General features: G+C 39.1%; 18 protein-coding genes. 4 read left to right on the forward strand and 14 right to left on the reverse strand.

Annotated elements, in window-relative coordinates; translation table 11 throughout:
• Nucleotides 1-108 precede the first annotated feature (108 nt).
• Nucleotides 109-1,098: a hydrolase gene (locus tag DPX34_RS08740; RefSeq protein ID WP_111978032.1), complete on the forward strand. Its 990-nt coding sequence runs from the start codon at nt 109-111 to the stop codon at nt 1,096-1,098.
• An 88-nt stretch (nt 1,099-1,186) separates the two neighbouring features.
• Here the strand turns inward: DPX34_RS08740 and DPX34_RS08745 are convergent, their stop codons facing one another.
• The 4 genes from DPX34_RS08745 to DPX34_RS08760 all read right to left on the reverse strand — a co-directional run bounded on the left by DPX34_RS08745 (nt 1,187) and on the right by DPX34_RS08760 (nt 6,712).
• Nucleotides 1,187-2,047, reverse strand: coding sequence for a transporter substrate-binding domain-containing protein (locus DPX34_RS08745; RefSeq protein WP_111978033.1), 861 nt, complete (start codon nt 2,045-2,047; stop codon nt 1,187-1,189).
• 182 nt (nt 2,048-2,229) lie between these two features.
• The gene (locus DPX34_RS08750; RefSeq protein ID WP_111978034.1) at nt 2,230-3,414 is read right to left on the reverse strand and encodes a XylR family transcriptional regulator; all 1,185 of its coding nucleotides are present in this window, start codon (nt 3,412-3,414) and stop codon (nt 2,230-2,232) included.
• 390 nt (nt 3,415-3,804) lie between these two features.
• Nucleotides 3,805-5,139: a xylose isomerase gene (gene xylA / locus DPX34_RS08755; protein ID WP_111978035.1), complete on the reverse strand. Its 1,335-nt coding sequence runs from the start codon at nt 5,137-5,139 to the stop codon at nt 3,805-3,807.
• Nucleotides 5,140-5,227: 88 nt separating this feature from the next.
• Complete coding sequence (locus DPX34_RS08760; RefSeq protein ID WP_111978036.1) at nt 5,228-6,712, reverse strand: xylulokinase; 1,485 nt, start codon at nt 6,710-6,712, stop codon at nt 5,228-5,230.
• Between the two features lie 282 nt (nt 6,713-6,994).
• Here DPX34_RS08760 and DPX34_RS08765 point away from each other — a divergent pair, with 282 nt between their 5' ends.
• Nucleotides 6,995-8,185, forward strand: a complete 1,191-nt coding sequence (locus tag DPX34_RS08765; RefSeq protein WP_111978037.1) for a XylR family transcriptional regulator — start codon at nt 6,995-6,997, stop codon at nt 8,183-8,185.
• Nucleotides 8,186-8,200: 15 nt separating this feature from the next.
• Here the strand turns inward: DPX34_RS08765 and DPX34_RS08770 are convergent, their stop codons facing one another.
• The 8 genes from DPX34_RS08770 to DPX34_RS08810 all read right to left on the reverse strand — a co-directional run bounded on the left by DPX34_RS08770 (nt 8,201) and on the right by DPX34_RS08810 (nt 16,522).
• Nucleotides 8,201-9,289: an ABC transporter substrate-binding protein gene (locus DPX34_RS08770; RefSeq protein WP_157964669.1), complete on the reverse strand. Its 1,089-nt coding sequence runs from the start codon at nt 9,287-9,289 to the stop codon at nt 8,201-8,203.
• A gap of 481 nt (nt 9,290-9,770) precedes the next feature.
• Complete coding sequence (lipA, locus tag DPX34_RS08780) at nt 9,771-10,736, reverse strand: lipoyl synthase (RefSeq protein ID WP_111978039.1); 966 nt, start codon at nt 10,734-10,736, stop codon at nt 9,771-9,773.
• On the reverse strand, nt 10,729-11,382 hold the full coding sequence (gene lipB, locus DPX34_RS08785) for a lipoyl(octanoyl) transferase LipB (protein WP_111978040.1): 654 nt from the start codon (nt 11,380-11,382) through the stop codon (nt 10,729-10,731). Before lipB ends, lipA begins: the two co-directional genes overlap by 8 nt.
• Before the next feature lie 57 nt (nt 11,383-11,439).
• On the reverse strand, nt 11,440-11,703 hold the full coding sequence (ybeD, locus tag DPX34_RS08790) for a DUF493 family protein YbeD (RefSeq protein ID WP_111978041.1): 264 nt from the start codon (nt 11,701-11,703) through the stop codon (nt 11,440-11,442).
• A gap of 79 nt (nt 11,704-11,782) precedes the next feature.
• The gene (locus tag DPX34_RS08795; RefSeq protein WP_111978042.1) at nt 11,783-12,928 is read right to left on the reverse strand and encodes a serine hydrolase; all 1,146 of its coding nucleotides are present in this window, start codon (nt 12,926-12,928) and stop codon (nt 11,783-11,785) included.
• Between the two features lie 152 nt (nt 12,929-13,080).
• On the reverse strand, nt 13,081-13,809 hold the full coding sequence (locus DPX34_RS22280) for a septal ring lytic transglycosylase RlpA family protein (protein WP_269815516.1): 729 nt from the start codon (nt 13,807-13,809) through the stop codon (nt 13,081-13,083).
• Nucleotides 13,799-14,773, reverse strand: coding sequence for a lytic murein transglycosylase B (gene mltB, locus DPX34_RS08805; protein WP_111978044.1), 975 nt, complete (start codon nt 14,771-14,773; stop codon nt 13,799-13,801). The genes DPX34_RS22280 and mltB overlap by 11 nt, the downstream gene beginning before the upstream one ends.
• A 147-nt stretch (nt 14,774-14,920) precedes the next feature.
• Nucleotides 14,921-16,522 carry a sugar porter family MFS transporter gene (locus DPX34_RS08810; RefSeq protein WP_269815517.1) on the reverse strand — a complete coding sequence of 534 codons (1,602 nt, stop codon included), beginning with the start codon at nt 16,520-16,522 and terminating at the stop codon, nt 14,921-14,923.
• 555 nt (nt 16,523-17,077) lie between these two features.
• Here DPX34_RS08810 and DPX34_RS08820 point away from each other — a divergent pair.
• Nucleotides 17,078-20,044, forward strand: a complete 2,967-nt coding sequence (locus DPX34_RS08820; protein ID WP_157964670.1) for a TonB-dependent receptor — start codon at nt 17,078-17,080, stop codon at nt 20,042-20,044.
• A 246-nt stretch (nt 20,045-20,290) separates the two neighbouring features.
• On the opposite strand, the gene DPX34_RS08825 is transcribed toward DPX34_RS08820, so the two are convergent.
• Both DPX34_RS08825 and DPX34_RS08830 read right to left on the reverse strand, forming a co-directional pair.
• Nucleotides 20,291-21,355: an MJ1255/VC2487 family glycosyltransferase gene (locus tag DPX34_RS08825; protein ID WP_111978047.1), complete on the reverse strand. Its 1,065-nt coding sequence runs from the start codon at nt 21,353-21,355 to the stop codon at nt 20,291-20,293.
• A gap of 8 nt (nt 21,356-21,363) precedes the next feature.
• Complete coding sequence (locus DPX34_RS08830) at nt 21,364-21,864, reverse strand: phosphatase PAP2 family protein (protein ID WP_111978048.1); 501 nt, start codon at nt 21,862-21,864, stop codon at nt 21,364-21,366.
• A gap of 223 nt (nt 21,865-22,087) precedes the next feature.
• Here DPX34_RS08830 and rraA point away from each other — a divergent pair, with 223 nt between their 5' ends.
• Entirely contained in the window at nt 22,088-22,618 is a 531-nt protein-coding gene (gene rraA, locus DPX34_RS08835) for a ribonuclease E activity regulator RraA (RefSeq protein ID WP_111978049.1), read from the forward strand.
• Nucleotides 22,619-22,674: the final 56 nt, after the last annotated feature.

Below are 22,674 nucleotides of genomic sequence, written 5' to 3' on the forward strand. Positions count from 1 at the left end.
CAGAGCATAATTAATCACTATTTATTACAATGCTTGTCTTGCATTGTCAGTAAGACAATTGAATACTGTCACTAATTGTTTTGTCGTCTTTTAGAGTTTAGTTTATTCATGATCATTGAAAGTCAATTTAAGCCTGCTTGGTGGCTAAAGAACCGACACGTTCAAACCATTTGGCAAAAGTTAGATCGCTTCACGACCACCTGCCCTGTTATTAATGAACGCGTAGAGCTACCCGATGGTGATTTTATTGATTTAAGCTGGACTGACAAACCGCTTGAAAACGATACTCGCCCTATTGTGCTGGTGTTGCATGGTTTAGAAGGTTCAATCAATAGCACCTATGCTAAAGGCATGATGAATGCGATCCAGCAAAAAGGCTGGATCGGTGTTTTAATGCACTTTAGAGGATGCAGCCACGAAATAAACCGCAACTATCGCTTATATCATTCGGGGGAAACCCAAGATATTGCCCACATTAGCCGTATATTATATGAGCGCTACCCTGATCAAGCGATTTCGTGTGTTGGCTTTAGCTTGGGAGCAAATGCCTTAATCAAATTTTTAGGCGAAACCCCAAACAATATTTTCACTGCCAATATCGCGATATGCCCACCGTTAGATTTAGCGGCCAGCAGCCAACGAATCCGCCAAGGTTTTTCTTGGGTTTATCAAAAATATTTACTTGATATGCTTAAAGAAACATTTAGTCGAAAGATCATGCGTTCAGATGTCAGCCATCTCGTCAATTTAGACCGTAAATCATTTGAAAGCATCAAAACCTTGTATGAATTTGATGAGCTTATTACAGCGCCTTTACACGGGTTTAAAGGCGCTGATGACTATTATCAAAAATGCAGTGGTAAACAATTTTTACGTTTTATTCAAAAGCCCACACTGATCATTCATGCTAAAGACGATCCCTTTTTATCTGCGACCTGTATTCCAACGGCTAAAGAACTATCGCACCGTATTACTTATGAGTTAAGTGATTTTGGTGGTCATGTGGGATTTGTTAATGGCGAATCGCCATTAAAAGCAAATTACTGGTTAGAAGAGCGTAGTTTACAATTTATCGGCAATCATTTAATTGGCGTTTAAGCCCATTTTAAATTGCCGTAAAACCCACGCATAAAAAGCCTCAATTGAGGCTTTTTTTATTTTGGCTGGCTATTTTGACACCCTGTTTTTAACTTTCAGGTTTATAGGTAAGCGGATCAAACCATAACTCTTTTCTATCAAGTGGCGTTTGCTTAGTTAAAGACGGATTATGAAAATCAAATACAATGCGATCTTGCACATTCGCTTGCTCTAACGCGCTTCTCACTTGGCTATCGGCAAAAAATATTTTATTGAATGTGCCATCCGCGACCATTTTTTCAAGCTCTTCGGTTAAATGACGTGCTATTTCAGGGTATTCACGGCTAACAAAAAAGTAAAAAGGCGCGGTGTAACGAATTAATACATAAGGCTCAACGGTTAAATCTAAGTCGGCATTATTTGCCACTTCAGCCCAAGGCTCATGCACACCTCTAGGAAAATAATCGTAACGTTCACCTTCTAGCATCGGAAATAAATTAGGGTATTTTTCTTCTTTTACCACCGTCACGCCATTGGCTTCTAGAATAGCCGTATCCCCCCAATAGCGACCTTGCCCAGCGGTGAAAGCTTGTAAATCATCTAAGGTACGCACATTTCTGAATAGGTTAACGCGGTCTTTTTTGACAATGCCAACGCGCATACCTAGCATGCCACGGTATAAAGGAATACGAATAGGAATAAACATTTCTTCGTATTCTGCACTCGTCAATGTCCAATTAAGGTGATATTCGCCACTTTTTACCAATTCAATTTGGCGTGACATATTGATAAATTTATCACCTGATGGATAATTAATTTCGTAACGCCCACCACGCTTAAACGCCTCTTTCAGCATGGTATTGGCTAATGCATCACCGTCTTTTCCGGGTAAGTTAATAATTTGTTTCGCCACCGTTGCCGATGCCGAAATACAACATAAAACTAATAGTAAAAATTGAATAATTCGCATGTGTTGACCTACCTAGTTCATTTATCGAGTTATTGCGCTAACCGCAGCTATGGATAGACTGAGTCGAAAATATCTTATTAGAAAATAATAGGGCATTTGTTACGCCGACTAAATTCGTAAGTATCTGAAAAACAAATTAATATTCTAATGTTATTGTATATTTTGACCAGAGTTGAGGTTAACTAAACGGCAATAGCCGTTATTTCACCTTCGTTACGAAACTCTCTAGGGGTTTTATTAAAATGCTTCTTAAACACCGCATACATATATTGCAAAGAAGGATAACCACAAATATCTGCAATTTTAGCGGCTGGTAAATCACTATTTTTGAGCATCTTACAGGCTTTGCTTAATTTGGCGTTGTGGATCTCAATATGTAAAGTGTGGCCACGTTCTTCTTTAAATCGTTGCTCAAGATTAGAACGAGAGATCCCAACATAATCGAGTACTTGGTCCACTTTTATACCTTTGCTGGCATTTTGACGAATAAAATGCATGGCTTGCATAACAAACGGGTCTTTTAATGATTTAAAATCAGTCGATTGACGCTCTACGATCCCTAGAGGCGGAATGAGTATATTTTTATGTTTTAAAGCTAAGCCATCTAATGTTTTATGTAATAACTTCGCGGCTTGGATCCCCATATTAACGCACCCTTGCGCAACTGAGCTTAAACTAACACGACATAAATTACGGGCGATCTCATCGTCATCAACGCCAATAATACTAATTTTGTCTGGCACTAAAATGCCTTTGTGTTCGCACACCTGTAATATTTGACGCGCGCGCGCGTCGGTAACCGCAACAATGCCAATGGGTTTAGGTAAACTGTCTAGCCAGTCACCCAGTACTGACATTGATTCTTTCCAGGTATCAGCTTGTGTTTCTTGACCACGAAAAACGGTGCACTCATAACCATCTTGCGCACAGACCGACAGCATGGCTTTTTCACGCTCAGAGGCCCATAACTTACTCTCGCTTTCAGGTAAGCCATAATAAGCAAAGCTATCTAAACCTTTCTGTTTTATATGATCATAAGCGGTTTTAATAACCGCTAAATTATCGGTTGCAACGTAAGGCACATTAGGAAACTGCGCTTCGCTTGAAAAAGAACTACCAATGCCAACAACCGGTACCTGGCTATTATGTAACGCTTCGCGAATAAGCGGGTCATCAAAATCGGCAATAATGCCGTCCCCTCCCCATTCTGCGATATCGTCTATTCGGCATAAAAAGTCTTCTTCAAGAAAAAGATCCCAATCGACTTTGGTTGATTGTAAATAATGACCGATACCTTCAATCACTTTGCGATCGTAAACTTTATTGGCATTGAAAAGCAGTGTAATACTGTGTTTTTTATCAAACATAATAACCTCACGTGAATGGCCTGAGTCCTAGGGATCGCATATTGAAAGTAAGTATAGTCGTGATTTCAACCTGCAATTTAACAATTCCATTACAAAAATACTAATTTGTTATCGGTAACATGTCAAACATTAATTATGATATTTTGTTAATAACGTCATATTATAACGACTTAAACAGAGGTAAAAAAGACTTAACCTACTGATGTTATTATAATTTATCATCAGTTCTCAGATCAGATAAATATGTTACCGGTAACACCAAATTAAAATCGTAATAAAAAAACATAATAAAGTTGAGCCTATTATAATTAGAGGCTTAAGTTAAAAAAATGCAAAAAAAAGCCCAGCAAAACTGGGCCTCTGTAGCAATAAAAAGAGCTGTATAATCAATTAGATATATTGATTAACAATGTTTTCGAATAACTCTTGCTTGCCCGAAATTTGCTCTGGCTCGCCAACCGCTTTACCAATTTCTGCTAATTGCTCAATTGATAATTTACCTTCTACAAAGTCTTTACCTTGACCCGTTTCAAACGTTTCATAACGCGTGTTACGCATTTCAGTGTATTTAGACTTAGTTAAAATATCATCTGCAATAATTAATGAACGCGCAAATGTATCCATGCCACCAATGTGACCAATAAAGATATCTTCCATATCAGTTGATTCACGACGCGTTTTAGCATCAAAATTAACGCCGCCACCTTGTAAACCACCCGCTTCTAAGAACACTAACATCGCTTCAGTTGTTTCATTGATGTTGTTCGGGAACTGATCGGTATCCCAAGAGTTCTGGTAATCACCACGGTTAGCATCAACCGAACCTAACATGTTGTTATCAGCCGCTACTTGTAGCTCATGTTGGAATGTATGGCTCGCCAGTGTTGCATGGTTAACTTCAATATTGACTTTAAAGTCATCAGTGCTTAGGTCGTACTTTTGTAAGAAACCAGCAACCGTTGCGGTATCAAAATCATATTGATGCTTAGTCGGCTCCATTGGCTTAGGCTCAATAAAGAATGTACCGTTCCAACCTTGACCACGCATGTAATCTTTAGCCATGTGCAACCAACGTGCGAAGTTTTCTTGCTCACGTTCCATCTTCGTATTTAATAATGTGATGTAACCTTCACGGCCTCCCCAAAAAACATAGTTCTCACCGTTTAGCTTCATTGTAGCGTCCATCGCTACTTTTAACTGAGCACCGGCACGGGCTAACGTTGGAAAGTGTGGGTTAGTACCTGCACCATTCATATAACGAGGGTTACTAAATAAGTTTGATGTACCCCATAACAATTTAATGCCTGACTCGTCTTGTTTCTTTTGTGCGATGTCAGTAATGAATTGAATTTTTTCTTCGAATTCACTAACCGTTGAATCTTCTTCGTCGATTAAATCCGTGTCATGGAAACAATAGTACGGTAATTGCATTTTAGTGAAAAATTCAAATGCAGCATCCATTTTAGCCGCAGCACGACCGCGCGCATCTTTGGGGTTATTCCACTCAAAACGTTGTGGACCTGGACCAAATGGGTCATGACCTTGACCACAAAAAGTGTGCCAATAACAACCCGAAAAACGTAACCATTCTTTCATTGTTTTACCGGCTACGATGCGGTCTGCGTCATACCATTTGAATGCAAATGGATTGTCTGAATCACGGCCTTCATATTTTATTTCTGATACCGTTGGGAAATACTCTTTATCACCGATTAATACTGTCATGATGTAATCCTCTCACTCTAAAAGTGTTGTGTGGTTTTTTCTGGGTAATACGAGCCTAGGCTCAATTCTTGTGTATGTAAGCTTTCACTTACAGGTTTAAATACTGTTTCCAGTTTTCGTATGCTTCAGCATACTGCTCAACACGCTCAGCTTGAGGTTGATAACTTTCAACAATAGCCAAACCTTTAAACATTTCTGCACGGTTGGTGTAATAACCTAAACCGAATCCTGCACCACGAGCGGCACCTTCAGCACCATCCGTGTCATATAATTCAACGCTGGTTTCACAGCTATTTACAAAGGCATCGACAAAAATCGGGCTTAAAAACATATTGCCCTTACCAGCTCGAACTAATTCACTGCTGACGCCCATTTCTTTTAAAACATCAAAACCATATTTAAGCGCGAAAACAATGCCTTCTTGCGCACCGCGAACGATGTGCCCTAGGTGATGGCGATTAAAATCGATACCGCGCATATGCCCGCCTATATTTTGGTTTTGCAATACACGCTCGGCTCCGTTACCAAATGGATGCAGCACTAAGCCGTCTGAACCCACTGGCACGTCATCAGCTTGTGCATTTAATGCTGGGTATGAAATATCGTTACCTTGCGTGCATAACAAACTGCGTACCCAGCTATATAAACGACCGGTACCATTTACACATAACAAAACACCATTGCGTGTTGCGTCATCGGTATGTGAAACATGCTGGAAAGTGTTTACACGTGAATCAGCATCAAATGCATTTTTATCGGTCACAGCATAAACAACACCCGATGTGCCCGCTGTTGCGGCAACTTCACCTGGCTCCATTACGTTTAACGACATCGCGTTATTCGGCTGGTCACCGCCACGATAAGTTACTTTAATACCTTCACGTAAACCCAGTTCGATCGCAGCCGTTGCCGACACTGAGCCTTGATCACCAAAGCTCGGTACTAATGTTGGAATTAAGCTACTTTCAAAGCCATAGTGCGACAATATAGTTTGTGACACTTCACCGTTTTCAAAATCCCACAATACGCCTTCAGATAAACCAGAGCTTGTGGTCGTTACTTCACCTGTTAAACGCATGGCAATGTAATCACCTGGCAGCATCATTTTGTCTATTTTGCTGTATAGGTCAGGCTGATTGTCTTTAACCCATTTCAATTTAGAGGCGGTGAAATTACCCGGTGAATTTAATAAGGCGCTTAAGCACTTTTCTTTTCCAATCGTGTCAAATGCTGATTGACCAATTTCTACCGCGCGGCTATCACACCAGATAATCGCAGGGCGAATAACTTGCTGGTTAGCATCAACACAAACTAAACCGTGCATTTGATAAGAAATACCAATGGCTTCTATTTGCTGTGGATTAAAATCATTATTTGCACATAACTCAGCAAAACCTGATTTAATGCAGCTCCACCATGTTTCAGGATCTTGCTCGGCAAACCCTGCTTGCGGTGCATTAATAGCTAATTCAGTTTTTGGAAAATGCGTTGCTGCTATGCATGCGCCGCTCTTCGCATCAACCACAGAAACTTTTGTTGATGAACTACCAATATCAAGACCTAAAAAATACATAACTCGAAACCTTGTTTTATACCAAGCGCTTTATCGCTTGAAATCTTATGCCTATTTTTTAACGTATTCTTTACAGTTTGTTTATTGCTTATTTTTACAATCTGCTTACGATGTCATGTAAAAATCAAAAAACGTTATTAAATCGGCTTTTTGCTCAACAGCGGGTGTGCCTTAACTTGGAGCTCAGTTTAGGTTTGGAACAAAAAACAAACAAGTATCAAATTTTATTGCTAAGGTATAATATTTCATATTCCAATAACGTTGTAATTTTGTGAATTTAACATGCAAAAGAATAAGAAAGTCACACTCCTGTTTAATGCCAACAAAGGTTACGACCGAAAAATAATTCAAGGCATAGCTAAATACATACGGGCAGGTGTGAAATGGCAGCTATTTATTGAGGAAGACCTCATCACTCGATTAGAGCGTTTAGCCAAATGGCAAGGCGATGGCATCATTGCGGATTTAGACGATCCTAAAATTGTTGATTTTGTTTTAAGCAAAAATATAACCACGATCGGTATTGGCGGCTCATATCAAGACGTCACTCTTTATCCTCCTAATATTCCTTACATTGCCACGAATAACGATGCCATTGCGAAGCTCGCTGTTGAATATTTTTTAAACTTGGGTTATCAAAATTTAGCTTTTTATGGCATGCCCAAAAGCTTAAATACCAAATGGGCTTTAGAGCGAGAGCAATCTTTTTTAATGTGGGCTAAAACACTCTCTCATAACAAAGCCAATGTTTACCACTTTAAAGGCAATGCCATTCATTCTCGTAGTTGGGCTTTATCACAGCAAAAATTAGCCGTTTGGTTAGGTAGTTTGCCCAAGCCTGTCGCCATTTTAGCAACAACCGATATGCGGGCGAGACAAATTTTGGATGCCTGCCAAACCGCCAATATAAAAATACCTGACGAAGTCGCCGTGTTAGGGGTCGACGATGATGAAATCATCAGCGATATTACCGGTAATATTCTTAGCACGATTATTCAGGGTACTGAACATATGGGATTTCAAGCCGCGGCGCAGCTTGATCGCGCAATGAATGGCGAAAAAATAACGCCGTTAATTAGCCTGGTTGATCCACAAGGCATAGCCGAATCAGCATCTACCGATTATTTAGCCGTAAAAGACGAAGTGGTAAAAGCGGCGGTTATTTATATAAGAGAAAACGCGTGTAAAGGTATACAAGCCGTACACGTGCTTAACCATTTAAACCTCTCACGTGCTAATGTTGAAAATCGCTTTAAACGTTTATTAAATAGCAGTATTCATCAAGAAATAAACAACGTGCAACTCACACAAGTTAAGCGTTTACTGCAAAACACCAATTTAACGTTGGCCGAAATAGCCGAAAAAACGGGCTACAAAACCTCACAATATATGATGATGGTTTTTAAAAAACATTTTAATATGACCCCGTCGGAATACCGAAAATCAAGTAAATTGGAACTGTTTCAGCATTAAAGCAGGAGCCCATGATTAATGTTCAGAACGATTAAAAAAAGCACGGCCGTCAAATTGATAGTCCGAAATATTGTTATTAAAACAGCGACTTAAATAAGTAAAGTCATATTTTACTTTTTCAGGCGGATTGATGAGTCGTTGCATGCGTTCAACATTATTTTTATTAATAACACTCAATTGAGTATTAATGACGAGTTCGCTGCGTTCAATAAAATCAAAACCATTAAAATGATCAAACAGCAATACCAACGCCCAACTACCATCTAAAAAATGGCCTCCTAAGCTCAATGTCACCTCACCTTTTTTAATAAGCGGTAAAACTTCTGGCGACCAATCAATACTCCCTAAAATAATGTTGGTTAAACGCTCTGGCGTCGCTTTTTTAATTGCTCGATTAATACCATAGGCCAAGTTATCACTTGCCGCCCAAATAACATCAATATCGTTAAATCGCTTCAATACCGCGATCGATTTTTGTTCAGCATCATCTGCAGACCAGTCCGTATAAATATATTGTAATATTTGGTGTTCAGGGTGTTGTTCAATATTAGCGTTTAAACCAAAAGAACGCATTTTGTGTGCTGATGAATCATGAGAGCCACTGACAATTACAATATTGGCCGCGGCTGAATTCACTTTTCGCTGTTGTTTAAGTAATGATTTACTTAATTGATAACCCGCTATAAAGTCATCAGGTTCAATGTGCGCCAACCAATTTTTATACTTTTGCCGTGGAAATCCCGTTTTTTTTATAATGTCGTCGCTAAGGTTTGAGTTTAAGGTAATCAGCGGGACATTGAGTTTGTCGGCGACTTGTAAAATGCGATCTTCACCACCCAACCATAAATAACTAATTAAATAGTCTGGTTTAGTACCACTGAGTAAATATTTTTCAGTCGCTATCGATGCAGTAAACCGATTACGATCAGCTTTAGGTATTACTTTCACCGTTAGATCAATACCTAATGAATTAGCGGCATGTTGCATAAAACGAGACATATTATCCCAAAAAAAGTGATTTTCATCGGGCATATAAAAATGTACTTTTGGTTTTTGGTAAGCGCACTCTTGTGCTACAGAAGGGAAAATTAAAAGCAGAAACATAAGGCTTAACAACCAAGAAGCAGGCTTCATTATTAACCTCATTAACAGAGCTTATTTCGATTATTTAAGGTTAGTCTATATTTAATACAGTAACTACAAAGAATGAAATATCATAAAGTGGGAAATAATGATTTTTTAAATAATACCAATTCATATAAATAAGTGCTCTCTCAGAATGCATCCAGCGGTTTTTGAACAAGGCGTCGGTGTGTAGGAATGGTTGTTCCCTTTCAAATACCGATAACGCAGTTCAAAAGCCGCTGGGGCATTCCTTTCAGGCGAGTTTTAAATGCGCTTACTCTGTGTTGCCCGAACTAAAAAGAGCACCACTATTCTTTCATTTAAGCGCATTTAAACACTCGCTGAGTGGGCACTTATTATTACGGATTGGTATAAATGGTTGTTAAACGTATTAAATATGCAAAAAAGCCGAGTTAGTTAACTCGGCTTTTCATTGGTAATACCCTAAAAAGTTAAAGTATTATTTAACTTCTTCACCCGCCGCTTGGCGATCGGCATGGTAGCTTGAACGCACCATTGGGCCACAAGCTGCATGTTCAAAGCCTAATTCATTAGCGATATCATTTAAGGCATCAAACTCTTTTGGGTGTACATAACGCTTAACCGGTAAATGATGTTTTGATGGCTGTAAATACTGACCTAAAGTAAGCATGTCAACATCATGCTCACGCAAGTCTTTTAACACTTCAGCGATTTCTTCATTTGTTTCGCCCATGCCCATCATTAAACCCGATTTGGTATTAACGGTTGGGTTAGCTTCTTTAAATTTACGCAGTAATTCAAGTGACCATTTATAATCAGCGCCTGGACGTGCCATTTTATATAAACGTGGAGCGGTCTCTAAGTTATGATTAAAGACATCGGGTGGGCTCGTATTTAAAATATCGAGTGCGATATCCATACGACCACGGAAATCTGGCACTAACACTTCAATTTTAATGTTTGGGTTATATTTACGAATAGCATTAATACAATCAACAAAATGCTGAGCACCGCCATCACGTAAATCATCACGATCAACCGAAGTAATAACAACGTACTTTAGCTTCATATCCGCAATGGTTTTGCCTAATTTTTCTGGTTCACCTGCATCAGGTGCTTGTGGTCGACCATGTGCTACATCACAGAAAGGACAACGACGAGTACAAATGTCACCCAAAATCATAAAGGTAGCAGTACCGTGAGTAAAGCACTCTGATAAGTTAGGACAAGCCGCTTCTTCACAAACTGAATGTAAATTATTTTTACGCATCGCTTGTTTGATAGCATCTATTTTATCAGTTGTGCGAGGCAACTTAATCTTAATCCATTCTGGTTTACGCAACATATCTTCTTTTTCTGTTGGTAATACTTGAATAGGGATCAAGCGCATTTTATCTTCGTCGCGAAGTTTTTCGCCGACTTGTGGACGCGGAGCTTTACTCATTTATTACGTTTCCTGATTCTAGGCTGTGCTGTTCAAAATTCAGCACGTTTTTAAGCTCAACAAGTAAATCTTGTTTTGCTTGTTCAATCGTTTGCGGACCACCCAATGTTTTACATTGAGTCATTTCTAAACCTTGGTAACCACATGGGTTAATTCGCTTAAAAGGAGATAAATCCATATCCACATTTAAGGCTAAACCATGAAATGAACAACCACGGCGTATACGTAAGCCAAGTGAGGCTATTTTCATATTATCTACATATACACCCGGTGCATCGGCTTTGGGATAAGCTTTAATGTTATAGGGGGCAAGCATATTAACCAAAGCGGTTTCTATTGCGGTGACTAAATCGCGTACGCCCATTTTCTTTCGTTTGATATTAATAAGCACATAAGCAACCAATTGCCCTGGACCATGATAGGTCACTTGACCGCCACGATCGGCTTGGACAATAGGAATATCACCCGCCAGTAATACATGTTCGTCTTTGCCTGCTTGTCCTTGAGTAAAGACGGGTTCATGTTCAACAAACCAAATTTCGTCGGCGTTACTTTCATCACGCGTTGCGGTGAAGTTGCGCATCGCTTCAAAAATAGGTATATAGTTTTGTCTGCCTAAATCGCGAACAATTACATTATCTAACAACTAACATGCCTTTTTACTTTATATACAGACCAAGAAAAACAAGTGTAAATAGGTTGACTACAGTACCGTTCTCACACCCTTCACTTCAGACAGTGATTGGTATAACGTCTCTACTTGTTCTTTACTGCTTACCGTGACATCTATGGTAACTGACTGATAGGTGCCTTTACCACTATCTTTCATTTTTGGTGAGTATTCACCAGGAACATACTGCTGCACAACAGCCACAACATTATCGACTAAAGCAGGATCTTTTAAAGCCAAAACTTTAAATGGAAAACGACAAGGAAACTCTAAATACTCATCGAATTTTGTTTTCATATACTCTTCTCTACTAAGGTAAAAAGGCGAAACATAAATGCTTCGCCTTATAAATAATAATTAGAAATCGCGTTCAGTATTACTCAGCAAATTTCATTTTGATCTTGTCAATCATACGGCTCGCAAAACCACCTTCTTCAACACTTTCTAGCGTTACAAGTGGGTATGAAGCAATATCTTCACCGTCAAGCTGTAAATATAATGTGCCAACAACCGCGCCTTTTGTAATTGGAGCCTCTAAAACGTTATCAAGTTCTAAGTTGGCTTTTAAATCTTTGCGTTTACCACGTGGGATCGTAATCGACGTGTCTTGATTAATACCTAAACGAACGGTTTCTTTATTGCCTAACCAGATTTTTTGATCAGCAAATTTTTTGCCCGCATTGTATGGCGTAATCGTTTCGAAAAAACGGAAGCCATAGTTTAATAATTTTTTACTTTCTGTTTTACGGCCACGCTCTGAATCAGCGCCCATCACAACTGAAATGAGTCGCATCTCATCTTTTATCGCCGACGAAACTAAGCTGTAACCCGCTTCTTGGGTGTGACCTGTTTTAATGCCATCGACATTTAAGCTTTTATCCCACAAAAGTGAATTTCGGTTATATTGTTTTATACCGTTAAAAGTAAAAGATTTCTCACTGTAAATTGCATATTCTTCTGGCACATGGTTGATTAAGGCCTTGGCAAGAGTCGCCATATCAGTGGGTGTAGTGAAATGCTCTGAACTTGACAGCCCATGGCTGTTTTCAAAATGTGTATCGTTCATGCCTAACTCAACAGCATAAGCATTCATTAAATCAGCAAACGCCGATTCTGATCCAGCAATGTGCTCAGCCATGGCCACGCAGGCATCGTTACCGGATTGAATAATAATGCCGCGGTTTAAATCGGCAACAGAAATTTCTTTCCCCACTTCGATAAACATCTTTGATGATTCAGGGAAGTTTTTAGCCCAAGCCGTTTCACTAATGGTCACTTTATCATCAAGACTAATGTTCCCTTTTTTGATTTCCATACCAATAATATAACTAGTCATCATTTTAGTTAAACTAGCAGGTGCTAATTGGGTATGTGAATTTTCTTCTGATAAAACCATACCGGTTTTAGAATCAATTAATAAATGGCCTTTGGCGTTAATATCGGGTGCTTTGGGCGTAATAGCGTAGGCTGATGATGAGAAAATGGCAGCGACGAATAGCACGCGTAATCGAAGATTTTTCATAGTGAGTTATTTTTGATCCTGTAATGAATAAATCGGCTAAAAATACAGCGTAAATTGTAACAAACTATCAAGCAGTTGTTCAGGTTTCATCTATATCATTAAGTTTATTGTCATAACCTTAATGCTATGACGATTTAGCCGCGATGACACGCTTATAATCGCTTAGGGCTGTACCCCGAGAGTGTTAAATATGCTTGCAACTCAAGGAGTTTTTCTTCTTCAGCAATCGGCCCCATGATCAGCTCAAACGCTCCTTCACTTTCAACTATCTTTGAATCAACATTGTATAACAAGGCCAATACCGAAGCCGAGCCCTGTAGGGCGGCTTTATCTTGGCTGCGTTCGATAAATAAATACCCACCGGGGGTGGTAGCTAACGCTTTAATTTTAACATTCGCCGTACCGGTATCGGTCATGCCTAACTTATAAGCGGCAGAATAGGATAAATCAATAATTCGCTCAGGGTGGAATGGGCCACGGTCATTCACCCGCACAATAGCCGTTTTATTGTTATCTAAGTTAGTCACTTCAACATAAATGGGCAAAGGTAAATTTTTATGTGCGGCGGTCATGGTAAACATATCGTAAATTTCGCCATTAGACGTTAAATGGCCATGAAATTTACGTCCGTACCAACTTGCGATACCGGTTTCTTCAAATCCCTTTGCATCTTGAATCACATCGTACGCTTGACCATTGACTTCATAAGGTTTATTGCCGCCGCGGCTTTTTTCGGTGTAATACGCGATCGGGTTTTGCATTTCTTTTGTGGTCGGGATCCGGGTGGGGGCTAAATCATTTGTTAATGCATAACGACTAGTATTAGCCGTGCACGCCCCGAGTAACACACAACATAAAACGATAAGTCCTTTATTCATCATGCTTTGCCATTTCAGCTTTAATCGCTTCACTTAATTGGTATACCGCCATTGAATATAAAGGGCTGTGATTATATCGAGATATCACATAAAAATTTTGTAGCGTCAGCCAATATTCATCTTCGGTCGCGCCTTTTAATTTAATTAAATGACCTTTATCTTGGGTATTAATATCGGCATTTACAAATACACCTTGGCTTAAAATATCCGATATTATTCGCTTAGGTTTTAAGTTTCGGCTTAAAATAGCTTTATGTTCATTCCCTGTTACACGGGCTTTAAATGCCACGGGCTGACCAAATTGCCATCTATGTTTTTTAAAATAATTACCAACACTGCCGATTGCATCCACTTCATTGTTAAATAAATCACGTTTGCCATCACCATCAAAATCAACCGCATAATAACGGTAGCTTGATGGCATAAACTGCCCCCAGCCCATGGCCCCTGCGTAAGAGCTTTTTATATCGGTGACTGAAAACTGTTCGTCTTCTGCCAATACCATTAATTCAGCTAGTTCTTTCCTAAAGAATTTACCGCGCGATTTATGATAAAAACCTAACGTATATAAACTATCTAACGCACTGTATTTGCCTTTGTAATACCCGTATAGCGTTTCAACACCAATAATGGCAACAACAATAGCCGCATCTACACCGAGCTCTTTTTCAACTCGGTCTAAAGTTAAACGGTGTTTTTGCCAAAATTTAACCCCGGCTTGCGTTCTTTTTTCAGTTAAAAAAATAGGCGCGTATTGATGCCAAGGTTTGGCTTCCCATGGCTTAGCCATCGCATCAAGCACGGTTTGATCTTTATTAGCTTGATCGAGCCAATGTTTAATTCGAGTAACCGGTAATTTATATTTTTCGGCGGTTTGTGCAATAAACTCGTCGTTGGTTTGGTTAACAGCCCAAGAAGAAAAAGGAATAGATAAAGATAAGAAACTGAAGAGTAACGCTTTGAACATATAATAGAGTGCATAACCTAAAAAAATGTACGCAAACGGTAGCATTATTTTTTGGCTAATAACACTGAATTATGGCTTAAATTTATACCTTACGTAAATAAAATAGCGCTGACAAATACATGTTAGCGCTTTGATAGCCAAGTTGCTTTATGCCGATTTTATATCGAGATTGGGAGCCAAGTTTCCCTGTTGTTTTTTTGCAAAAACGGCTTCCATTTCTTCTAATGATTTGCCTTTGGTTTCGGGTAATAACCAATACATTAATATAATGCCCACGGCGGCAAATAGACCATAAAGGCTGAATGTCCAAGCGGCTCCAAAAGTGGCTAATTCACTAGGAAATACGAGCTGGGTTAAAAAACTAGCGCCACTGTTAATAATACCGCATACGGAAATCGCAACAGCCCTCACCTGATTAGGGAAAATTTCGGCGAGCAATACCCACATGACAGGGCCCAACGAGATCGCAAATGATGAAACAAAAGCCAATAACCCCACTAAAATAAGTGTCGAGTTCATTGTTGTTGCTGCTTTCATTAATTCACCCTGGTGCTCACTAACAACGTTTTCACCTAACGCGCTGTTGAGCGCTTGTTTAAATTCAACATCAGAATGAAATTCAATATCAAGTACCGGTGTTAACGCTTGCTTATCAATGGTTGTACTAAAATCGTGTACCGACTGCTGATCAATTCGATAAGTCGCCTGACTAAACCCATAAGCTATCGTTGCCATACTAACTACAACGCCAAATAAGCCAATCAGTAATAACGGTTTACGCCCTAATTTATCGATCATGAAAATAGCAAAAATGGTAAAAAACAAATTAATTAAACCAATCCAAATAGCTTGAATAAACGCCGCGTTTTTACCGACACCACTGAGTTCAAATATACTGGGGGCATAAAAATAAACGGCGTTAATACCGGTAACTTGTTGCACAACCGCAATGCTTAAGCCGACAAGTAAAGCTAAACGCATTTTTGAACCAAATAATTGCTTAAGTGCCTGAAAAATAGAAAGTGGTTTTTCTGACAGTGTATTTTTAATCTCATTTATTTGGACTTGCGCTTGCGCTTTATTCAATAATCGAGCAAATATACTTTCGGCTTTATCTGCTTGGCCATTAATAATCAGCCAACGTGGACTTTCAGGAATGAGAAACAACAAAGCAAAATAGGCAATGGCAGGGATAGCTTCTATACCGAGCATCCAACGCCATGTATTTTCGTTAAATGAAAAACCCAACCAACCCACTCCGGCAGTTTGACTTAATTGTAAAAACAGATAATTAGAAAAATAAGCAGCCGAAAAGCCAATCATAATGTTAAGTTGGTTAATTGAGATCAGCCGACCACGTAAATGCGAAGGCGCTATTTCGGCGATATACATAGGCGCCAATAACAATGACGCAAATGCTAAACCGCCAATAAAACGCGCGACAACCAAAAAAGCATAACTCGGTGCAAAAGCCGATATAATGGCAGAAACAACATATAAGGCGGCAATAATAATAAGCACCTTTCGCCGACCGATGCGATCACTTAATGGCCCGGCGCCAATGCTGGCCAAAACAGCCCCCAAAGTTGGCGCACTCACAACAAAGCCTTGCTGCCATGCATTTAAACTAAATTCAGCCGTTACAAAGCCAACAACACCAGAAATAACCGAGGCATCGAAACCAAAAATAAAACCACCTATCGAAACAATAATAGCCAGCATGTATGTGTAATAGTTATTTTGAACCACAAACGCTCTCCTTTTTGTTGTTTTGCTAAAAACGCTTAAACACAAAACACCAACTTTAAATTAACACATTGTTAATTTGATGATAAAAGACTAACAAAGCACATCGCACTTAACCACATAAATGTTATCAATACCAAAAACAATAAAAATGTAATTTTAAAAATAGTTAACTCAGATTAATTTGCTATATAAAACCACATAAAATCGATTTAACACTATATTAGGATCGCGTTAAAGCCTATTAATAGGCTAAAAACTATGGATAAACAGATTTATTAATTAAACATTAACGATTTGATAAAAAATAGTAACATTTTTAATTTGACTCAAACTTTCATTGTTGTTAGATTTGTTATCGTTAACATTTGTTATGTTAAAAAGTGTACTAGTATTAATAACGGCTATTAATAACAACACTTTTGATAAAGCAAAAAACACTGATTTTTTAACTAATAAGAAACACAACAATAACAACAGAGTCAATCACACTCTTTGTCCTGTTGGTTTCGGCCTTAACAGGTTAAGAGCAATCACAAGTGAATGGGGAACAACCAAATGAAAAAGAACACAGCATTTTTCAAACCAAGCCTATTGTCTTTATCAGTAGCCAGTATTTTAAGCATGTCAGCAACACATGCTATTGCGGCTGGAGAAGCAGCCGAAGAAATGGAAACGATTGAAGTAACCGGTATTCGCGGCTCAATGATCAAGTCAATGGATGTAAAACGTGAATCAAGCGGTGTTGTTGATGCCATATCATCTGAAGATATGGGTAAATTCCCAGATACCAACTTAGCAGAATCTTTACAGCGTGTATCTGGCGTATCCATCGATCGCAAAAACGGTGAAGGTAATCAAATTACGGTTCGGGGTTTTGGGCCTAGCTTTAACTTAGTCACCCTAAATGGTCGTTCAATGCCATTTGCAGATTCGCCTAAACAAGAAGGCGCGGGGGGCACTCAAAACCGTAGTTTTAATTTTGAACAGATCGCATCTGAATCAGTGAGTGGTGTAAATATTTACAAAACGGCTCGGGCTAGCCAAGCAACCGGTGGAATTGGCGCCACAGTAGACATACAAACAGCTAAACCATTAGATTATGATGGATTTAAAGCCGCTTTTGGTATTAAAGGTATGATGGACACCTCTAACGAACAAGGCCGTGACATCACACCAGAAATATCAGGCATGATCAGTAATGTATTCTTAGCGGGAAAACTAGGTGTTTTAGCTGCTTTTTCTAGCTCTCAACGTGATAGCGCTCAAGAAATTATTGCAACCGATGGTTGGTTATTACAAAAAGGTGGTGCTTGCCAATTAGGCTACAATACAACGTTTTCGCCAGATTGTGGCGGTGCCAGTGGCACTGCTAATGTTGATGCTATTGATCCAAACATAAATCCGAAAGGTAACATTTGGCTACCACAAAACTATAACATGGATGTAAGCCACCATGAACGAGACAGAACAAATGGCCAAATTGTTGTGCAATTCGCGCCCACTAAAGATATAAAGTTTGGCTTAGATTACTTCTTCTCAGATTATACCGATACGGTTGAACGCTACCAAACCGCTCACTGGATTGGGAATTGGGTCACGGCGACTGCAGATAAAAACGGTACATTAGCAAAAATAGTAAATGGCGGCGGCGGTACCGATTTCATTGGTTATTATGATGAAATTGAAACCGTTAACGACTCTGTGGGCTTTAACGTTGATTGGCAAATTAATGACACGCTTGCAATGAAGTTTGATATCCATAGCTCAACATCTCACGCGCAGCCAGAGGGTAATTTATCAGAACAATCGATTTTATTAACCAATGCAGACTTTAATTGCTCTACTTATGAGCAGTGCTATGCAGGTCAATTTACTTTAGATTATAACGACGACAGTGATTTACCTTTATTAAACAGTGCTGATTCATTTGCAGATGCTAATTTTAATGGCTATATGCATTACTTATATGACTACGCAGATACAGGTGATAGCCCATATGATTTAGATTATCTCGGTGGAAATTTAGTTATTGGCCGTGGTAATGAAGTGGAAAATACGATTGACCAAGCAAAACTTGATTTTACTTGGGTAAATGATGCTGATAGCCCATTAGCACGTGTTAAATTTGGCACCAGCATTGTTGATTTCCAATATGATACAACTTGGCGTATGAATATGACCACATTAGGCCGAGCTTGGAACCCAACAGCCGATCAAGTCAATTTAGTTCCTCGTGGAGATGTGGGTAATGACTTCAGTGGCAGCGAAACTTTATTTACTCACTTTTTAGAATTTGATGTGGGTACGATGTATCGTGAACTTGAAAAAGATTATGGCTTTACATTTAACCCTGAGGTTTATAATTCAATCAACGAAAAAACGACCTCAGTATATGTACAATCCGAGTTTGAAAGCGATATTGATAATATGCCTTTAAACATTACAGCGGGTGCTCGTTATGAAAGCACTGATGTTAGCGGTTCAACACGTCAAGTAACGCCTTATGCATTACGCTTTGAAAGTTTAACTGAGCTACGAGCACAATACGCTGATACACCTGAATTTGGTACAACACAATTAAACGGCGAATATTCTTATTTTTTACCGAGCATTGATTTAAGTTTAGAAGTGCAAGATGACTTAATCACACGTGTATCGATCGGCAGAAGTTTGACCCGTAATGATTTAACCGCATTGCGCCCCGCAGCTACCATCGCGACTTCACGCCCTTCTGGCCCCTATTTAGCTTACCAAGGTAACTCAAATTTAAAACCGTATTTATCAACCAACTTTGATGTATCACTTGAATGGTATTACGACGAAGGTAGTTATGCATCAATTGGCTATTTTAAAAAGTGGGTTGATAACTACATTTCAAATGAAACAACAACCGGTAAATTATATAACGCTGATAACGTAGCTTATACCGATCCGAGTCAAGGAGATGTTGGGGGGCCAGGTCAGTGCCCAACCAATGGTTCAGATGTCGCTATTTGTGATGGCAGTGTTGTTACCGGCGCCCCTGAAATCGATTGGACAATCACGACGCCTGTTAATAAAGAATCTGCGTCTGTAAATGGTATCGAAGTTGCCTTACAGCATCTATTTGCTGATACAGGTTTTGGCTTACAAACCAACTTTACAATCGTGGATGGCGATGTCGAGTTCGATGTTAGCTCTGTTGAAGAGCAAACATCATTAACGGGCTTAAGTGATTCAGCTAACTTTGTCGCTTTTTATGACCAAAATGGTTTTCAAGTACGTGTTGCTTATAACTGGCGTGATGAATTCTTAGCCTATGTAGGTCAGTTACGCTCACCAGGCGAACCGGTTTATACTGAGACGTATGGCCAATTCGATGCAAATGCGAGCTATGACATAAACGATAATTTCACTGTTTTTGTTGAGGCTTTAAACTTAACCGATGAAACCTTACGTCAACACGGTCGTTTTGATAATCAACTTGTTAGCGCGCAAGCTTTTGGTGCACGCTTTAATGTGGGTTTACGCGGTAAGTTTTAAGGCACACTGACTCATTTTTAGCTTACGTTTAAAAACTAAAAAGCCAGCAATCAAACGCTGGCTTTTCTTGTTAATAAAAGGCGATAACTCGAAAGAATTACACATAAGGGCAATCTAAAATGCGTGTTATCCCTTTCTCAATTAACAAGGCAATAATTCAACTAAGTCGCTATTCTACCGGTAAATTTAACGCTGTTATCAAGTTTATACCCCGATATGGCAATCTGCCGTCAACGACAATTCATGTTACGCCGCTTTCATACGTGATAATTTATCATAAACAAATTGTGGAAATTCAACATCTGCCCATAACTTATCTTTTAACGCTTTAGTATTACTCCAGTCCCCTGCGATAATCCATTCGGCAAAAACGTCTGGATTAGATGGGAAAACAACTTTACCGGCATCGCGTTTTTGTAACCATGTTTCGATTGCATCCATATCAAGGTCAGGTAGCACATCAGCTAACCCTAGTAACGATAAAGTATGGGCGTTACTCTTTTGTTCAAACTGACCATTTAAGGGTTTCAACAATAAAGGCTTACCATAACTTATCGCTTCGCTTGATAATTCAAACCCCGCATTGGCAATGACACCGGTTGACGCCGCTAAATCAAATTTAAATGTTTCACGTGATAAAGCTTTAAACTCTATATTATCTAACACTAAATTTTGCGCATCAGGATGGTAACAACAAAATTCATAATCACTTAATCCCGTTAAAATAGAGGTCACATAATCAAGTGATTCAAACGGCAAATAAACCATTATTTTATTTGAGGACGTTTCGTTTTGAACCATAGGCTCAATAAAAGGTGGAATAATATTGTAACCAAAATGATACCAGTGCACCCCAAGCTGAATATCCGATGGCGCAAAATGTTGTAAAATCACACTGTCGAGCCATGTTAAGCCTTTAGTCGGTACTGGACGTAAAAAAGATGCTTGATGACTAATGGCCATACATTTCACATTTTGTTTACGAGCGGCCCAAGCCGAAACAGGTTCGAAATCATTCAACACTAAATCATAGCCTGACAGATCAAGGCTTTTTACATCTTGAATGAAAGTAGCAAGTTTAAGATTACGCAGTGTTTCAAAATGCTGGACTCGTCCGTTAGCACTGGTAAAAGATATTCCATTGCGTGTTTGGTAATCACCAAAGCATTCCATATCAAAATATTTATCAGCAGGCCGGCCTGTAAACAAATAATCAACCGATATGTTCATTTTAGCAAATTGCTTAGCCATAATACGCGCACGACTTATGTGACCGTTGCCGGTTCCTTGTACTCCATAAAATATTTTCATATTCGATCCTAAATAAACGAAAGGCTAATCGACGCGCAAGCTATACCTAAAAGGGCTCCTGCGATCACATCAGAAGGATAATGCACACCTAATAAAATTCTTGAAATACCAATCAAGCTTGCCCATGCATAAAAAAATAAGTAAAGATCATGCCAAAAATGACTTAAAACCGCGGCCATTAAAAAAGCCGCGGCAGTATGCCCAGAAGGCAAACTAAATTGATCAGACGGTATAATATGCGCAGAAATAACCACCGCCGATGGTCTATTACGTTTAAACATATTTTTTAGTAGCATATAAATAGGCAATTCGATAGCAAAAGCTAATAACCCAGTAGCAACAAAATCGTCCCCTTGTTCAGCAAAGCAATATAATATGAGCGCTAATAACGCATATACCGGCCCATCGCCTGTTTTAGATAAACGCTTAACCCAAGAAGTAGAGCGGTTATGTGTACGGGTGAACAACCAATAAAATAATTGTAAATCTACCGTTGTGACTTTATTCATTAGCGACCTCGACAATAACCTTATTTGCGGCTAATTCTAAGAGGGTTATGTGACGGATAATTGACCGAATTACTGCAAATAGATGACAAACTTAAAAAAGGAGTTAGTTCGTTATTGATTTAATCATTCGCCTACTTGTTAACCGTAAAATCATCAATGTGAGCTAGACAGTCGTTAGGCTTTCTATATACTGAAGACATAAAAAGAAACGGGATAAAACTTTATGGAATACAGTACCTCTGAAATTTGTGACTTATATACCGATATGATCGACGTTGTTGAACCTATTTTTAGTCATTATGGCGCTATCGCTTCTTTTTCGGGCCCAATAGCCACCATTAAATGCTTTGAAAACAACGGTTTAATTAAGCAAGTATTAGAACAAGATGGTGAAGGCCAAGTTTTATTAATTGATGGTGGCGCCTCAATGAGACGCGCTTTAATTGATGCTGAACTCGCTAACTTAGCCGTTTATAATAACTGGAGCGGCATTATTTGTTACGGAGCCGTACGTGATGTCGATTTACTTGAAGAAATGGATATTGGTATTATGGCACTCGTTTCGATTCCCGTTGGTGCAGATGATGATCTGCATGGCGAAGAAAATATACCGGTGAATTTTGCGGGCGTTACTTTTTTACCTGAAGATATTATTTATGCAGATTCAACAGGTGTTGTTTTATCTCCAGAAGTTTTAGCGCTCCCCGATGACAGTGATGATGAAGACGGCTTAAACGACTTAGACGATAAGTAATTTTATCCATTTTATCTTTCTATCCATTAAAAAAGCCTGATGATAAATCAGGCTTT

Source organism: Algibacillus agarilyticus, assembly GCF_003286125.1.
Taxonomy (GTDB): Bacteria; Pseudomonadota; Gammaproteobacteria; order Enterobacterales; family Alteromonadaceae; genus Algibacillus; species Algibacillus agarilyticus.

Coding starts and splice junctions, on each gene's coding strand:
- DPX34_RS08740 (WP_111978032.1), top strand. CDS start 109: ATGATCATTGAAAGTCAATTTAAGCCTGCTTGGTGGCTAAAGAACCGA.
- DPX34_RS08745 (WP_111978033.1), bottom strand. CDS start 2,047: ATGCGAATTATTCAATTTTTACTATTAGTTTTATGTTGTATTTCGGCA.
- DPX34_RS08750 (WP_111978034.1), bottom strand. CDS start 3,414: ATGTTTGATAAAAAACACAGTATTACACTGCTTTTCAATGCCAATAAA.
- xylA (WP_111978035.1), bottom strand. CDS start 5,139: ATGACAGTATTAATCGGTGATAAAGAGTATTTCCCAACGGTATCAGAA.
- DPX34_RS08760 (WP_111978036.1), bottom strand. CDS start 6,712: ATGTATTTTTTAGGTCTTGATATTGGTAGTTCATCAACAAAAGTTTCT.
- DPX34_RS08765 (WP_111978037.1), top strand. CDS start 6,995: ATGCAAAAGAATAAGAAAGTCACACTCCTGTTTAATGCCAACAAAGGT.
- DPX34_RS08770 (WP_157964669.1), bottom strand. CDS start 9,289: ATGTTTCTGCTTTTAATTTTCCCTTCTGTAGCACAAGAGTGCGCTTAC.
- lipA (WP_111978039.1), bottom strand. CDS start 10,736: ATGAGTAAAGCTCCGCGTCCACAAGTCGGCGAAAAACTTCGCGACGAA.
- ybeD (WP_111978041.1), bottom strand. CDS start 11,703: ATGAAAACAAAATTCGATGAGTATTTAGAGTTTCCTTGTCGTTTTCCA.
- DPX34_RS08795 (WP_111978042.1), bottom strand. CDS start 12,928: ATGAAAAATCTTCGATTACGCGTGCTATTCGTCGCTGCCATTTTCTCA.
- DPX34_RS22280 (WP_269815516.1), bottom strand. CDS start 13,809: ATGATGAATAAAGGACTTATCGTTTTATGTTGTGTGTTACTCGGGGCG.
- mltB (WP_111978044.1), bottom strand. CDS start 14,773: ATGTTCAAAGCGTTACTCTTCAGTTTCTTATCTTTATCTATTCCTTTT.
- DPX34_RS08820 (WP_157964670.1), top strand. CDS start 17,078: ATGAAAAAGAACACAGCATTTTTCAAACCAAGCCTATTGTCTTTATCA.
- DPX34_RS08825 (WP_111978047.1), bottom strand. CDS start 21,355: ATGAAAATATTTTATGGAGTACAAGGAACCGGCAACGGTCACATAAGT.
- DPX34_RS08830 (WP_111978048.1), bottom strand. CDS start 21,864: ATGAATAAAGTCACAACGGTAGATTTACAATTATTTTATTGGTTGTTC.
- rraA (WP_111978049.1), top strand. CDS start 22,088: ATGGAATACAGTACCTCTGAAATTTGTGACTTATATACCGATATGATC.